Source organism: Paraburkholderia sp. GAS199, assembly GCF_050436585.1.
Classification (GTDB): domain Bacteria; phylum Pseudomonadota; class Gammaproteobacteria; order Burkholderiales; family Burkholderiaceae; genus Paraburkholderia.
This window is the reverse complement of record NZ_JBNDMM010000013.1, coordinates 73,018-85,905: the sequence shown is the minus strand read 5'-3', so window position 1 is coordinate 85,905 and position 12,888 is coordinate 73,018. Positions and strand designations below refer to the sequence as shown.

The following is a 12,888-nucleotide window of genomic DNA, read 5'->3' as shown; positions in this document are numbered from 1 at the left end:
ACAGCGCATTTTCAAAGCGGGGAACAGCTTAGCCGCTTCGCAAGTGCTTTCTAACTCTTCACGCGTATTTCCGGATGTTGCGATTTGCCGCCGAGTGCGACCAGATCTTTCAGCCGAGCGTCAGGCCGCCGTCGATATGTATCACCTGACCGGTGATGTGGCGCGCTTCGTCGGACAGCAGAAAGGCGATCAGTGCCGCGATGTCCGCGGGTTCGGCGACGTGGCCGAGGGGAGTCGCTTCGGCGGCGCGAGTCCACACCGATGCATTATCGGCACTGGGTCCGCGATCTTTACGCGTGTAGCCCGGTGCGACGCAATTGACCGCGACGCCATGCGGCGCGAGTTCGGCCGCGGCCGTTCGGGCGAGCGACTCGACGGCGGCTTTCACGGCAGCCGTGGCGGCGAACGGCGTGTCGGCGCGATAGCGGTGCGCGACGAACGAACTGAGTGCGATCACGCGACCGCGCTGCGATGTTTTCAGGGAAGGCGTTGCGGCTTTGACCAGCGCGGCAAAGGCGGCCGGCATGGCGGCGAAGGCTTCGCTGAAGGTGTCGGCGTCAAGTGTTTCGAGCGCTTGACGTTGGGCGTGGCCCGCGTTGGCAACCAGCTGATCGAGCGTGCCGAAGCGGGCCAGCGTTTGTTCGATGACCTGGTCGGTTGCGCCGCGTTGCGCGAGGTCGCCGAACACGGTGGCGCAATCGGCGCCGTTCGCGGTGCAGTCGGTGGCAACCTGTGCGAGGCGCGCGCGGGAGGCTTCGTCGGCGCCGCGCGCGTGCAGCATCAGCGCGGTGCGCGGCGCGGCGATGCGCCGGGCAAGCGCTGCACCGATGCCCGAGCCGGCGCCGGTAATCAGTACGACGCGATCGTGCGGCGCCGTGCTCATGCCGCGACGGGCTGGCTCGCGCGCTCGACGTCGAGCGTGTCGCCATGGAACGCCGCGAGCGATTCGCGGTGCGCAACGCTCACGATCGCCGCCTTCGGCAGGCGTTCGGTGAAGAGGTGATAGAGGCGCGCCTCGTTCTCGGCGTCGAGCGCACTCGTGGCTTCGTCGAGGAACAGGTAATCGGGCTTGTGCAGCAGAACGCGCGCGCCGGCGAGGCGTTGCTGTTCGCCCGGCGAAAGGATGCGCGTCCAGTGTCCGGATTCCTGCAGGCGATCCGCGTATTCCGACAGATGGCAGGTCACGAGCGCTTCGCGGCACTCTTCGTCGCTGTAGGTGTCGGCCGCGGACGGATAGGCGAGCGCGGCTTTCAGCGTGCCGATCGGCATGTAGCTCACTTGCGGGATGAACATCATGCGCGCGTTGACCGGCGCGTCGATCGAGCCGTCGCCGAATGGCCAGAGACCCGCGAGCGCGCGCATCAGCGTGCTCTTGCCCGAACCGGACGGACCGCGCACCAGCCAGCGCGAGCCCGGCTGGATTGCGATATCGCGGATGCGCGACAGCGGATTGCCGTTCGGCAGCGCGAGCTTGAGGCCTTCGGTGGTGAGCTTGTCGGCGTCGACGAAATGCAGGTTGATGCCGCCGTGAGCGGTAGCCGGCGACACCGATTCCTTCAGACGCGGTGCATGCACGATGCGCTTGAATTCGCGCAACCGGTTCACTGTAGCGCGCCATTCGACCAACGTGCCGTAACTATTGATGAACCACGAGAACGAATCGCTGACCGTGCCGAATGCCTGCGAGATCTGCATCAGCACACCGAACGTGAAGGCGCCGGCGAAATAACGCGGCGCGGCGACCACGAGCGGGAAGATGATGGCGATCTGACCATAGAAGCTCAGGACGAACGTGAGCCGCTTGGTGTACTTCATCACCTGCCACCAGTTGTCGCGGATGCGGCCGAACAACGAGTGTGCGTTCGTCTTCTCGGTTTCCATGCCGTTGTAGAAGGCGATCTGTTCGGCGTTTTCACGCAGACGGATCAGCCCGAAACGGAAATCCGCCTCGACCTTCTGCGCCTGGTAGTTGATCGGCACGAGCGGATGGCCGACTTTCTGGATGATGAGCGAACCGACCACGGCGTAAAGCGCCGCTGCCCACACCATGTAGCCGGGAATCTGCAGCGGTGTGCCGCCGAGCGTGATGGTGAGCGCGCCGGCGAGCGACCACAGGATCGTGATGAACGACACCAGCGTCACGACCGTGGAGAGCAGGTCGAGCGTGAGCGAGAGCGTGGTGGTGGCGAACGATTGCAGGTCGTCGCTGATCCGCTGGTCGGGGTTGTCCGTGAGACGGTCGCGCTCGATGCGGTAGAAGGCGCTGTCGTGCAGCCATTCGTTCAGGTAGCGCGTGGTCAGCCATTGGCGCCAGCGGAAGCCAAGCATCTGTCGCAGATACCGTCCGTACACCGCGAGGATGATGTAGCCGAACGCGAGTCCGGAGAACACCATGAGCAGATGCGGGAAGTCGTGAATATTTTTGGTTTGCAGCGCGTTGTAGAAGTCGGCGCTCCAGCGGTTCAGGCGCACGTTGATCCACACGACGAGCAGATTCATCACGATGATCGCGACGAGCAGCGCCCAGGCAACTTTGCGCTCTTCGGAAACCCAGTAAGGTTTGATCAGACTCCACGCGGAGACTTTTTCGTCTGGCGGCAGCGCGGGGCTGGAAGCGGTGGTATTCGGTGTCATGAGCATCCTGAAGTAGTGCTGGCCCTGCGCGGGCTGGCCCATCTGGGGCAAGCGTCCGATTCTGGCGTGAAGCCCTTAAGCGAAAATTAATTTGCGCCAGAAGGCTCGAGCCCGACGCCGTACGTCATTGGCATTGCTTCGTGGCATTGTGCCAGAGCGCCGCCGCCAGCCGTATTAGCGCGCCGAAAGATGGTGCCGGATCAGTCCGGCGCGGCTTCGCGCTCCTTCGTATGGTCCCCCGGTTTGCGGGCGCCGCGGCTTTTATGGTCTAATGACCTTCGACGAAACAGGGGTGCTTTGCACGCCGGCAGCGTGGATGTCCATGCCGCGGCAGCGAGGCTGAGAGAGACCCTTTGCACCCGATCCGGGTAATACCGGCGCGGGAAGTTTCCGGAAGCAACCCGTCTTCCATACCCCGCCGGGCGGCGTTCATCCATGAACGCCCGTGTTGTCCGGCCGGTCTCACCCGCCGGTTTCGTCCTGGGTACGTGCGTTTTCTGGCCGTACGGAAAGGACTCGATGACCGCTTATTCTTCACACATGTCTTCTGCTCTTCGCCGGTTTTTATCCGGCGTGTCTTCGTTCGTGCCGTTCGCGGAGCGTGCGCGATGAATCGTCCCGCGCGACCTGATTTTGCGGTGCTCGGCGGCGGTCTGTGCGGCCGGCTCGTCGCCTGGCGTCTGGCCGGCGAAGGGCATCGCGTGGCGCTGTACGAGCGTGGCGACGCCGCTGGTTCGCAAGCGGCCGCCTGGGTGGCCGCCGCGATGCTCGCGCCGCTCGCGGAAGCCGCCAGCGCCGAGTTGCTGATCACGCGGCTGGGCGCGACGTCGCTCGACACCTGGCCAACCATTCTCGCCGACTTGCCCGAACCGGTTTTCTTCCAGCGCAACGGCACGCTGGTCGTGTGGCATCACGCCGACCGCACCGAGGCGCCGCTGTTCGAACGGCGGGTTCGCTCGAACGCGCCGGACGATCTGCTGGACGGCGGTTTTCAGACGTTGGCCGGCGCGCAGGTCGGCGCCGCCGAACCGGCTCTGGCGGGCCGCTTCAACCAGGGCTGGCTGTTGCCGCGCGAAGGCCAGCTTGATAACCGTCAGGTGCTTGCCGCGCTGGCGGCGGGACTGGCCGAACGCGGCGTCGACACGCACTGGAATACGTCCGTGGACGATCGCGCGCTGCCCGAGGCACGCGTCGTGATCGACTGCCGCGGGCTCGGCGCGAAGCCCGTCATGCCGACGCTGCGCGGCATTCGCGGCGAGGTGGCGCGCGTGCACGCGCCGGGCATCCGGCTCACGCGTCCGGTGCGTCTGCTGCATCCACGTTATCCGCTGTACATCGCGCCGAAGCAGGACGATCTCTATGTGATCGGCGCAACCGAAGTCGAAGGCGAGGATATGTCGCCGGTCAGCGTGCGCTCGGCGCTCGAACTGCTGAGCGCGGCGTTTTCCGTGCATCCGGGCTTCGGCGAGGCTCGCATTCTCGAGCTGAACTCGCAGTGCCGCCCCACCTTGCCGGATCACCGTCCGGCTCTGATCTGGGATGGCGCGCATACGTTGCGCGTGAATGGCCTGTACCGGCACGGCTATATGATCGCGCCCGAAGTGGCCGACGAAGCCGTGCGTTTCGCGGCGGCGCTGCTCGACGGCCGCATTGCCGACGCCGACGCGTTTTGCGACTGGCAACGCGTCGCGCGCTGGAACGAGCTGTTCCAGCTGGACTCCACGCGAGAGCCGGCATGAGCGTTGCGCGTTTTTTCGCGCGGGCTTGCAGCGCCACTTTCGTTATCGTTTGAACTGTATTCGAAACACCATGGACATTCATATCAATCAGAAGCCGTTGTCGTTGCCCGAGGGCGCGACGGTTGCCGATGCGCTTGCCGCATACGGCGCGCGTCCGCCGTTCGCGGTCGCGCTGAACGGCGATTTCGTCGCGCGCACGCAGCATGCGGCGCGCGCGCTTCAGCCGGGCGACAAGCTCGACGTCGTGCAACCCGTGGCCGGCGGCTGAATCGAGCCGTCCCGGTCCGCTTGCCGGATTGCCGGAGACAAAAGGATTATGCAAATGACTTCCCCCCAACCCGCCGACGCGCTCACGCTGTACGGCCAGACTTTCGCGAGCCGCGTGCTGCTCGGTACGTCGCGCTATCCGTCGCTGCAGTCGCTGTCGGATTCGATCGACGCCGCCCGCCCCGGCATGGTCACCGTCGCGCTGCGCCGTCAGATGAACGAAGGCGGCGCCGAAGCCGGCTTTTTCGACCTGCTCAAGCGTCACGCGGTGCCGCTGCTGCCCAATACGGCCGGCTGCCTGACGGTCGGCGAGGCCGTCACGACCGCGCACATGGCGCGCGAAATTTTCGACACCGACTGGATCAAGCTGGAACTGATCGGCGACGACTACACCTTGCAACCCGATCCGGTCGGGCTGATCGAAGCGGCCGCGCAACTGGTCAAGGACGGCTTCAAGGTTTTGCCGTATTGCACCGAAGATCTGGTGATCGGCCGTCGTCTGCTGGATGCCGGTTGCGAGGCGCTGATGCCGTGGGGTGCGCCGATCGGCACCGGCAAGGGCGTCATCAACCCGTACGGCTTGCGCGTATTGCGTGAACGGCTGCCCGACGTGCCGCTGATCGTCGACGCCGGGCTCGGCGTGCCGTCGCACGCGGCGCAGGTGATGGAGTGGGGCTTCGACGGCGTGCTGCTGAACACCGCGGTGTCGCAGGCGACGCATCCGGAAGCCATGGCGCGCGCTTTTGCGCTGGGTGTCGAAGCGGGCCGCCAGGCTTTTCTGGCGGGGCCGATGGCCGAGCGCGAAAGCGCGCACGCGAGCACGCCGGTGGTCGGCATGCCGTTCTGGCATCAAGACGGGAGCGCTGCATGACACAGACTTTGCCTTTGACCGGCCGTGATCTCTTCTGGCCACCCGCGGATGAACTCACCGAAGCCGCCGAGCGTATCCGCGCGGTCCTCGGCGACTGGCCGCCGACCCACGCGCCGTGGCGCATCTGCCTGACCGCACCGGACGAGCCGAACGGCGGCGATCTGATCGTGATTGCCGACGCGCAGCAGCACGGCGAGCAGGTGGCGCGCTGGCTGGTGCAGGGCGCCGGGGTGATCGTGGCGGCGCAGGGCACGGCCGTCCTGCATCTGGGCGGCGAGAAATACCGTCTGGAAGGACAACTCGCGGAAGACTGGATTCCCGCGCTGGCGGCCTTCCTCGACTGCGGTTTCGATCCGCACGACGCGCTGGTGCTGGCGCTCGCCTGGCGCGATGGCGATGAAATCCGTGGCGACGACGCTTTTCCGCACGATATCGCGCACTTTCCGCGCGTCGCCGGCTTGCCGGATGCGCCTGCGCAGGCGTTCGCGCGCTGTCCCGACCGTCTGGGCCTGTATCCGGTGCTGCCGACGGCGGAGTGGGTCGAGCGGGTGGTGGGCTTTGGGGTGAAAACGGTGCAGTTGCGTCGCAAATCGGCGGAACCGGCCGACGAGCTGAAGCGCGAAATCGCCCGTTGCGTGGCGGCGGGCCGCGCGCACGACGCGCAGGTATTCATCAACGATCACTGGCAGGCAGCGCTGGAAGCGGGCGCGTACGGCGTCCATCTTGGTCAGGAAGACGTGCACACGGCCGATCTGCACGCGCTGGCCGCGGGTGGCGTCCGGCTCGGATTGTCGACGCACGGTTTCTACGAGATTCTGACCGCGCTGCATTTCCGTCCCAGTTACATTGCTCTGGGCGCGGTGTTCCCGACCACCACGAAGGTCATGCCGACCGCGCCGCAGGGCCTGAAGCGTCTGGCACGCTACGTGCGATTGCTCGACGGCGTCGTGCCGATGGTGGCAATTGGCGGGATCGACTTGCAGGTGCTGCCGGACGTGCTGGCGACCGGCGTCGGCTGCGCGGCGGTGGTGCGGGCGGTGACCGAGGCGGCCGATCCGGCCGGCGCGGTTTCCGCACTGCAACATGCGTTTACGCAATAATCGTCAGGTACGTTTAAGGGACGGGGCTCTCCACGGCAACTTTTGCATGATGGCCCTATAATTCGGCCTTCCGTGTAAAAGGACTGTCAGTTTCGTGTCTTCCTCCCCCGAGACCTTACTCGAGCTGCGTGACGTCGACTTCGGTTACGCCGACCGGCTCGTCCTGTCGAACCTGAATCTGCGCTTCAAGCGTGGTCAGGTCGTCGCGGTCATGGGCGGCTCGGGTTGCGGTAAAACCACGGTGCTGCGTCTGATCGGCGGACTGGTGCGCGCGCAGCGCGGCCAGATCCTTTTTCAAGGCCAGGACATCGGCCGCCAGACGCGCGACGGCCTGTATGCGCTGCGCCGCAAAATGGGCATGCTGTTCCAGTTCGGCGCGCTCTTCACCGACATGTCGGTGTTCGAGAACGTCGCGTTTGCCCTGCGCGAACACACCGACCTCCCCGAAGAACTGATCCGCGACCTCGTGCTGATGAAGCTCAACGCGGTCGGTCTGCGCGGCGCGCGCGATCTGCTGCCTTCCGAGATTTCCGGCGGCATGGCGCGGCGTGTCGCGCTGGCACGCGCCATCGCGCTCGATCCCGAGTTGATGATGTACGACGAGCCGTTCGCCGGCCTCGACCCGATCTCGCTCGGCATCACCGCGAACCTGATCCGCGCGCTGAATCAGGCGCTGGGCGCCACCTCGATTCTCGTCACTCACGACGTGCCCGAGTCGTTCGCCATCGCCGACTACGTCTATTTCCTTGCCAACGGCGGCGTCCACGCCGAGGGCACGCCCGCCGAGCTGCGGGCCTCGACCGATGCCACGGTGCGCCAGTTCATCGACGGCGCGCCGGACGGTCCCTTCAAATTTCACTATCCGAGCAAGACGCCGCTGGCGGCGGACTTCGGCATTGGCGGAGGTCAGTCATGATCAGTGCGATCGGTCGCTCGGTGATCGGTGGGCTGGGCACGGCCGGCTACGCCACGCGTTTCTTTCTGCGGCTGCTGCTCGAATTTTTCCCGCTGCTGCGCCGTCCGCGTCTTGTCACGAAGCAGATCCACTTCGTAGGTAATTATTCGCTGGTGATCATCGCGGTGTCGGGGCTGTTCGTCGGCTTCGTGCTGGGTTTGCAGGGTTACTACACGCTGAACCGCTACGGTTCCGAGCAGGCGCTCGGTCTGCTGGTGGCGCTTTCGCTGGTGCGCGAGCTGGGTCCGGTGGTGACGGCGTTGCTGTTCGCCGGTCGCGCCGGCACGTCGCTCACGGCGGAAATCGGCCTGATGAAAGCGGGCGAGCAACTCACGGCCATGGAAATGATGGCCGTGGACCCGGTCAAGGTCGTGGTCGCGCCGCGCTTGTGGGCGGGCATCATTTCCATGCCGATCCTCGCCGCCATTTTCAGCGCCGTCGGCGTGTTCGGCGGTTACGTGGTGGGCGTGCTGCTGATCGGCGTCGATGCCGGCGCGTTCTGGTCGCAGATGCAAGGCGGCGTCGATGTCTGGCGCGACGTGGGCGCCGGGGTCATCAAAAGCGTGGTGTTCGGCCTCGCGGTAACTTTCGTGGCGCTGTTTCAAGGCTATGAAGCCAAGCCGACGCCGGAAGGCGTTTCGCGCGCTACGACCAAAACGGTCGTGTACGCATCGCTTGCCGTGCTCGGCCTCGATTTTCTGCTGACCGCACTGATGTTCAGCTAAGTCTGCGTCGCACGTTTCCCGTCAGCAGGCGCGCTTTGCAGCGCGCACGGCGGGAGCGGCAACGGCGCGGCGGATTCACTTTGGGATGACGATGAAAAAGACTGCTCTCGACTTCTGGGTCGGCCTGTTCGTGGTGTTGGGTTTCGTTGCGTTGCTGTTTCTGGCGCTGAAGGCCGGCAACATGAGCTCGTTGTCTTTTCAGGCAACGTACCCGGTCAAACTCAAGTTCGACAATATCGGTGGTCTGAAGGCCCGCGCGCCTGTCAAAAGCGCGGGCGTGACGGTCGGCCGGGTCGCGTCGATCGGCTTCGACAGCAATGCGTATCAAGCGGTCGTCACGATCGATATCGACAAGCAATACCCGTTTCCGAAAGACACTTCGGCCAAGATCCTGACCTCGGGGCTGCTGGGTGAGCAATACATCGGGCTCGAGCCCGGCGGCGACAGCGAAATGCTCAAGGCAGGCGACACGATCTCGATGACTCAGTCGGCGATCGTGCTGGAAAACCTGATTGGTCAATTCCTGTATAGCAAAGCTGCCGACTCGGGCGCATCGAAGCCGGGCGCGAGTTCGCCGGCACCTGCGGCAGTCCCCGCACCTGCAGCGCCGACCGTGCCCGCCTCCGGCGCGGCCGGTCAATAAGGAGAATAAGAATGCAGTCCACACGCATCGGGGGCGCGCGCGCCTTCCAAATCGCCAGACTTGCCGTCGCGGTGGCAGCGCTTGCCGGTTGTACGACCGTGCAAACGCCGACCAAGGGCGATCCGCTGGAAGGTCTGAACCGCACCATTTTCACCGTCAACGACAAGCTCGACGAGTACGCGCTGAAGCCGGTTGCCAAGGGCTACGTGTGGGCGACGCCGCAGCCGGTGCGCGACAGCGTCACCAACTTCTTCTCGAATATCGGCGACGTCTACATCGCGGCGAACAACCTGCTGCAGTTGAAGATCACCGACGGTGTCGAAGACATCATGCGTGTGGTCATCAATACGGTGTTCGGTCTCGGCGGTCTGTTCGACGTGGCCACGCTCGCCAAGCTGCCCAAGCACGACAACGACCTCGGTCTCACGCTCGGTCATTACGGCGTGCCGGCGGGTCCGTATCTCGTGTTGCCGCTGTTCGGGCCGAGCACGGTGCGCGACGCCGTGGGGTCGATCGGCAATTACTATGTGAATCCGCTCAGCTACATTCATCCGGATGGTTTGAGCTGGGCGCTGTACGGCCTGAACATCGTCAATACACGCGCGAATCTTCTGAGCGCGAGCGACGTACTGGAAGGCGCAGCGCTCGACAAATACTCGTTCGTGCGTAATGCCTATCTGCAACGCCGTCAGTATTTGCTGTCGGACGGTAAGCAGTCGCAGGCATTGCCCAACTACGGCGACGAAGCACCGCTGCCGAAATACGACGACGTCGACGGCGGCGCGGCTGCACCGGCGGGCGCCGTGACGGGTACGGCAGGCACGCAGGCTGCTGAAGCCGCGAAGGCGGTGCCGGCGTCGGGCGCCACGGCAGCAACACCGCCGCAGGCAGCGTCGGCGGGTGCCGCAGCGCCGCAAGCGGCTTCCGGTACCTCGGAGACGCCGCCGCTGGATATGAACGGCGGTCCGGAGACCACGCAGATTCCGGCGGGTCAGCTGGTGCCGCCCACGCGCTTCAATTTCCCGTCATTCAAATTGCGTTGATCGTGCGGCCGTAACAGATCGATACGACTCTCGCAGTTTGCGCATGGATTGCTGCTGAACTCGCGTGCTAATGTCGGCTCAAACGGTTGCACTATTTTTAAGGCAAGGCTCGATATGAAAAAATTCTTCCTGATTCCGTTGTTTGCGGCGTTGTTCTCGTTCGTCAGCGCTGGCGCGTCGGCGCAGACGGTGGACAGCAACGCGCCGGACGCCCTGGTCAAGACGGTCACGCAACAGGTGATCGATGCAGTGCGTGCGGACAAGTCCATCCAGCAAGGCGACATCTCGCACATCACGAAGCTCGTCAACGAAAAGATCCTGCCGTACACGGACTTCCGCCGTACCACGCAACTGGCCATGGGCCGTAACTGGCGCACGGCTTCGCCTGAACAGCAGAATCAGGTGGTCGAACAGTTCAAGATGCTGCTGATCCGCACGTACTCGGGCGCGTTGGCTCAAGTACGCGACCAGCAGATCCAGTACAAGCCGTTCCGCATGAATCCGGACGACACCGACACCGTCGTGCGCTCGGTCGTGATGAACAACGGCTCGCCGATCGAACTCGACTACCGTCTGTACAAGACGCCGCAAGGCTGGCGCGTGTATGACATCAACGTGCTCGGCGCGTGGCTGATCCAGGCTTACCAGCAGCAGTTCAACGAGCAGATCCAGCAGAAGGGCGTCGACGGACTGATCCAGTTCCTCACGCAGCGCAACCAGCAACTCGCTGCGGGCAAGCAGTCGTGAGCGAAGTGCGCAACCCGGTCGCGAACCGCTTCGAGAGCGGCGCGACGCTGACCCACGAGAGCGCGACAGCCGCGCTCGCGGCGGGTCTGCAACGTATCGCAGCGGGCGCGGGCGGTGTGGATTGCGCGCCGCTCGCGCAATTCGATTCGTCGGCACTGGCTGTTCTGCTCGCCTGGGAGCGTGCCGCCCAGGCACGCGGCGTCCAGTTCGAGATCGTCAATCTGCCGGCTGGTCTCGCCAGCCTCGCGCACGCCTACGGCGTCGACAGCCTCATCTCCGCACGACATTGACGCTCTGACGCGTCGTCTTCCGGTCCCCCCGCCGACTCGGGGCTGCCGATTTTTGCCCTATAATCAAACGTTTTTTGGGGCAGATAACCGGCCCCAATTCCGTTCCTTCCAGCATTTTTGCGCCCCCTTTCGGGCTCCTTTAGGTGCCGCGCCGCACGCGGCCCACAGTCATGTCAGCCATAGAAATTCGTAACGTCAAAAAGCGCTACAAAGATTTGCAGGCGCTCAAGGGCGTCAGCCTCACGGTGGAAGAAGGCGAGTTCTTCGGGCTGCTCGGTCCGAACGGCGCGGGCAAAACGACGCTCATCAGTATTCTTGCCGGCCTCGCGCGTGCCGACGAAGGCAGCATCGCGGTTCGCGGGCACGACGTCGTCAGCGATTTCCGCGACGCGCGCCGTGCGCTCGGCGTGGTGCCGCAGGAACTCGTATTCGATCCGTTCTTCACCGTGCGCGAAACCTTGCGCATCCAGTCCGGCTACTACGGTCTGCGCAACAACGACGCGTGGATCGACGAGATCATGGCCAACCTCGACCTCACCGACAAAGCCGACGCCAACATGCGCGCGCTGTCCGGTGGCATGAAGCGACGCGTGCTGGTGGCGCAGGCGCTGGTGCATCGGCCGCCGGTCATCGTGCTCGACGAGCCGACCGCGGGTGTCGACGTCGAACTGCGTCAGACGCTGTGGAAATTCATCTCCCGCCTGAATCGCGAAGGCCACACGATCGTCCTCACCACGCACTATCTGGAAGAAGCCGAATCGCTCTGCGACCGCATCGCCATGCTGCGGCGCGGCGAAGTCGTGGCGCTCGAACGTACCAGCGCGCTGCTGCAACGCTTCGCGGGCATGCAACTCTTCCTGCGTTTTGCTCAAGGCGTGCTGCCTGCCGACCTGCGTCCGCTCGAAGTGGAAAGCGGCGCGGGCAATGGCAACGGCCGTCAGCATCTGCTGCGGCTCGCCAGCTACGACGACGTCGAGCGGATTCTCGCGCAGTGCCGTGCAGCCGGCTGCACGTTCGAAGAAATCGAGGTGCGCAAAGCCGACCTCGAAGATGTGTTCGTTCAGGTAATGAACGGTCCTGAAGTGATCGAGGGGCTTGCATGAGCGGTTACAGTGGTTTCAGCACGCTGTTCTACAAAGAGATTCTGCGGTTCTGGAAAGTCGCCTTCCAGACCGTGCTGGCGCCGGTCATCACGGCGCTGCTGTACCTGACTATTTTCGGCCACGCGCTGCGCGGTCACGTGCAGGTTTATCCGGGAGTCGAATACACGAGTTTTCTGATTCCGGGTCTCGTGATGATGAGCGTGCTGCAGAATGCGTTTGCCAATAGCTCGTCTTCGTTGATCCAGTCCAAGATCACCGGCAATCTGGTGTTCGTGCTGTTGCCGCCGCTGTCGCACTACGAGATGTTCGGCGCCTATGTGCTGGCTGCCGTGGCGCGCGGTCTGGCGGTCGGTTTCGGCGTGTTCATCGTGACGATCTGGTTCGTGCCGGTCAGTTTCAGCGCGCCGCTGTACATCATTGCGTTCGCTATTTTCGGCGCGGCGATTCTCGGCACGCTGGGCTTGATCGCCGGGATCTGGGCCGAGAAATTCGACCAGCTCGCAGCGTTCCAGAATTTTCTGATCATGCCGCTCACGTTCCTGTCGGGCGTGTTCTACTCCACGCACACGCTGCCGCCGGTGTGGCGCGAAGTATCGCGGCTTAATCCCTTTTTCTACATGATCGACGGCTTTCGCTACGGTTTCTTCGGGATGTCGGATATCAATCCGCTCGCGAGCCTGGCGATCGTTGCCGGTTTCTTCGTGGTGCTGGCTGTGATAGCGATGCGCATGCTCGCTTCCGGCTACAAACTGCGCCACTGATCAGGAGCTT

The 12,888-nt window shown here is 64.2% G+C and carries 14 protein-coding genes and 1 riboswitch; of the genes, 12 read left to right on the top strand and 2 right to left on the bottom strand.

The features are described from left to right. Window positions 1–109: 109 nt before the first annotated feature. Both P3T18_RS34890 and P3T18_RS34885 read right to left on the bottom strand, forming a co-directional pair. Complete coding sequence (locus P3T18_RS34890; RefSeq protein WP_429304542.1) at window positions 110–883, bottom strand: SDR family NAD(P)-dependent oxidoreductase; 774 nt, start codon at window positions 881–883, stop codon at window positions 110–112. Beyond that, window positions 880–2,634 carry an ABC transporter ATP-binding protein/permease gene (locus tag P3T18_RS34885; RefSeq protein WP_429304541.1) on the bottom strand — a complete coding sequence of 585 codons (1,755 nt, stop codon included), beginning with the start codon at window positions 2,632–2,634 and terminating at the stop codon, window positions 880–882. The genes P3T18_RS34890 and P3T18_RS34885 overlap by 4 nt, the downstream gene beginning before the upstream one ends. A 278-nt stretch (window positions 2,635–2,912) precedes the next feature. After that, window positions 2,913–3,037: riboswitch (TPP riboswitch) on the top strand. Between the two features lie 205 nt (window positions 3,038–3,242). Here P3T18_RS34885 and P3T18_RS34880 point away from each other — a divergent pair. The 12 genes from P3T18_RS34880 to P3T18_RS34825 all read left to right on the top strand — a co-directional run bounded on the left by P3T18_RS34880 (window position 3,243) and on the right by P3T18_RS34825 (window position 12,878). Then, window positions 3,243–4,373, top strand: a complete 1,131-nt coding sequence (locus tag P3T18_RS34880) for an FAD-dependent oxidoreductase (RefSeq protein WP_429304540.1) — start codon at window positions 3,243–3,245, stop codon at window positions 4,371–4,373. Between the two features lie 70 nt (window positions 4,374–4,443). Continuing rightward, window positions 4,444–4,641: a sulfur carrier protein ThiS gene (thiS, locus tag P3T18_RS34875; protein WP_006052269.1), complete on the top strand. Its 198-nt coding sequence runs from the start codon at window positions 4,444–4,446 to the stop codon at window positions 4,639–4,641. A 54-nt stretch (window positions 4,642–4,695) separates the two neighbouring features. Further along, window positions 4,696–5,511, top strand: a complete 816-nt coding sequence (locus tag P3T18_RS34870; protein ID WP_429304539.1) for a thiazole synthase — start codon at window positions 4,696–4,698, stop codon at window positions 5,509–5,511. Continuing rightward, window positions 5,508–6,611, top strand: a complete 1,104-nt coding sequence (gene thiE / locus P3T18_RS34865) for a thiamine phosphate synthase (protein ID WP_429304538.1) — start codon at window positions 5,508–5,510, stop codon at window positions 6,609–6,611. The genes P3T18_RS34870 and thiE overlap by 4 nt, the downstream gene beginning before the upstream one ends. A 94-nt stretch (window positions 6,612–6,705) precedes the next feature. Next, window positions 6,706–7,527: an ABC transporter ATP-binding protein gene (locus P3T18_RS34860; protein WP_429304537.1), complete on the top strand. Its 822-nt coding sequence runs from the start codon at window positions 6,706–6,708 to the stop codon at window positions 7,525–7,527. Then, window positions 7,524–8,291, top strand: a complete 768-nt coding sequence (gene mlaE / locus P3T18_RS34855) for a lipid asymmetry maintenance ABC transporter permease subunit MlaE (protein ID WP_429304536.1) — start codon at window positions 7,524–7,526, stop codon at window positions 8,289–8,291. The genes P3T18_RS34860 and mlaE overlap by 4 nt, the downstream gene beginning before the upstream one ends. 91 nt (window positions 8,292–8,382) lie before the next feature. Then, window positions 8,383–8,934 (top strand): outer membrane lipid asymmetry maintenance protein MlaD, encoded by a 552-nt coding sequence (gene mlaD / locus P3T18_RS34850; protein ID WP_429304535.1) that lies wholly within the window; start codon window positions 8,383–8,385, stop codon window positions 8,932–8,934. A gap of 11 nt (window positions 8,935–8,945) precedes the next feature. Continuing rightward, window positions 8,946–9,977, top strand: coding sequence for an MlaA family lipoprotein (locus tag P3T18_RS34845; RefSeq protein WP_429304534.1), 1,032 nt, complete (start codon window positions 8,946–8,948; stop codon window positions 9,975–9,977). A 114-nt stretch (window positions 9,978–10,091) separates the two neighbouring features. Beyond that, entirely contained in the window at window positions 10,092–10,724 is a 633-nt protein-coding gene (locus P3T18_RS34840) for an MlaC/ttg2D family ABC transporter substrate-binding protein (protein WP_429304533.1), read from the top strand. Continuing rightward, entirely contained in the window at window positions 10,721–11,014 is a 294-nt protein-coding gene (locus tag P3T18_RS34835; RefSeq protein ID WP_429304532.1) for an STAS domain-containing protein, read from the top strand. The genes P3T18_RS34840 and P3T18_RS34835 overlap by 4 nt, the downstream gene beginning before the upstream one ends. 170 nt (window positions 11,015–11,184) lie before the next feature. Then, window positions 11,185–12,117 carry an ABC transporter ATP-binding protein gene (locus P3T18_RS34830; protein ID WP_429304531.1) on the top strand — a complete coding sequence of 311 codons (933 nt, stop codon included), beginning with the start codon at window positions 11,185–11,187 and terminating at the stop codon, window positions 12,115–12,117. After that, entirely contained in the window at window positions 12,114–12,878 is a 765-nt protein-coding gene (locus tag P3T18_RS34825; RefSeq protein WP_429304530.1) for an ABC transporter permease, read from the top strand. Before P3T18_RS34830 ends, P3T18_RS34825 begins: the two co-directional genes overlap by 4 nt. Window positions 12,879–12,888: the final 10 nt, after the last annotated feature.

Bases quoted from the DNA above. Each gene is read 5' to 3' on its own strand.
- P3T18_RS34890 (WP_429304542.1), bottom strand. From the start codon at position 883: ATGAGCACGGCGCCGCACGATCGCGTCGTACTGATTACCGGCGCCGGC.
- P3T18_RS34885 (WP_429304541.1), bottom strand. From the start codon at position 2,634: ATGACACCGAATACCACCGCTTCCAGCCCCGCGCTGCCGCCAGACGAA.
- P3T18_RS34880 (WP_429304540.1), top strand. From the start codon at position 3,243: ATGAATCGTCCCGCGCGACCTGATTTTGCGGTGCTCGGCGGCGGTCTG.
- thiS (WP_006052269.1), top strand. From the start codon at position 4,444: ATGGACATTCATATCAATCAGAAGCCGTTGTCGTTGCCCGAGGGCGCG.
- P3T18_RS34870 (WP_429304539.1), top strand. From the start codon at position 4,696: ATGACTTCCCCCCAACCCGCCGACGCGCTCACGCTGTACGGCCAGACT.
- thiE (WP_429304538.1), top strand. From the start codon at position 5,508: ATGACACAGACTTTGCCTTTGACCGGCCGTGATCTCTTCTGGCCACCC.
- mlaE (WP_429304536.1), top strand. From the start codon at position 7,524: ATGATCAGTGCGATCGGTCGCTCGGTGATCGGTGGGCTGGGCACGGCC.
- mlaD (WP_429304535.1), top strand. From the start codon at position 8,383: ATGAAAAAGACTGCTCTCGACTTCTGGGTCGGCCTGTTCGTGGTGTTG.
- P3T18_RS34845 (WP_429304534.1), top strand. From the start codon at position 8,946: ATGCAGTCCACACGCATCGGGGGCGCGCGCGCCTTCCAAATCGCCAGA.
- P3T18_RS34840 (WP_429304533.1), top strand. From the start codon at position 10,092: ATGAAAAAATTCTTCCTGATTCCGTTGTTTGCGGCGTTGTTCTCGTTC.
- P3T18_RS34830 (WP_429304531.1), top strand. From the start codon at position 11,185: ATGTCAGCCATAGAAATTCGTAACGTCAAAAAGCGCTACAAAGATTTG.
- P3T18_RS34825 (WP_429304530.1), top strand. From the start codon at position 12,114: ATGAGCGGTTACAGTGGTTTCAGCACGCTGTTCTACAAAGAGATTCTG.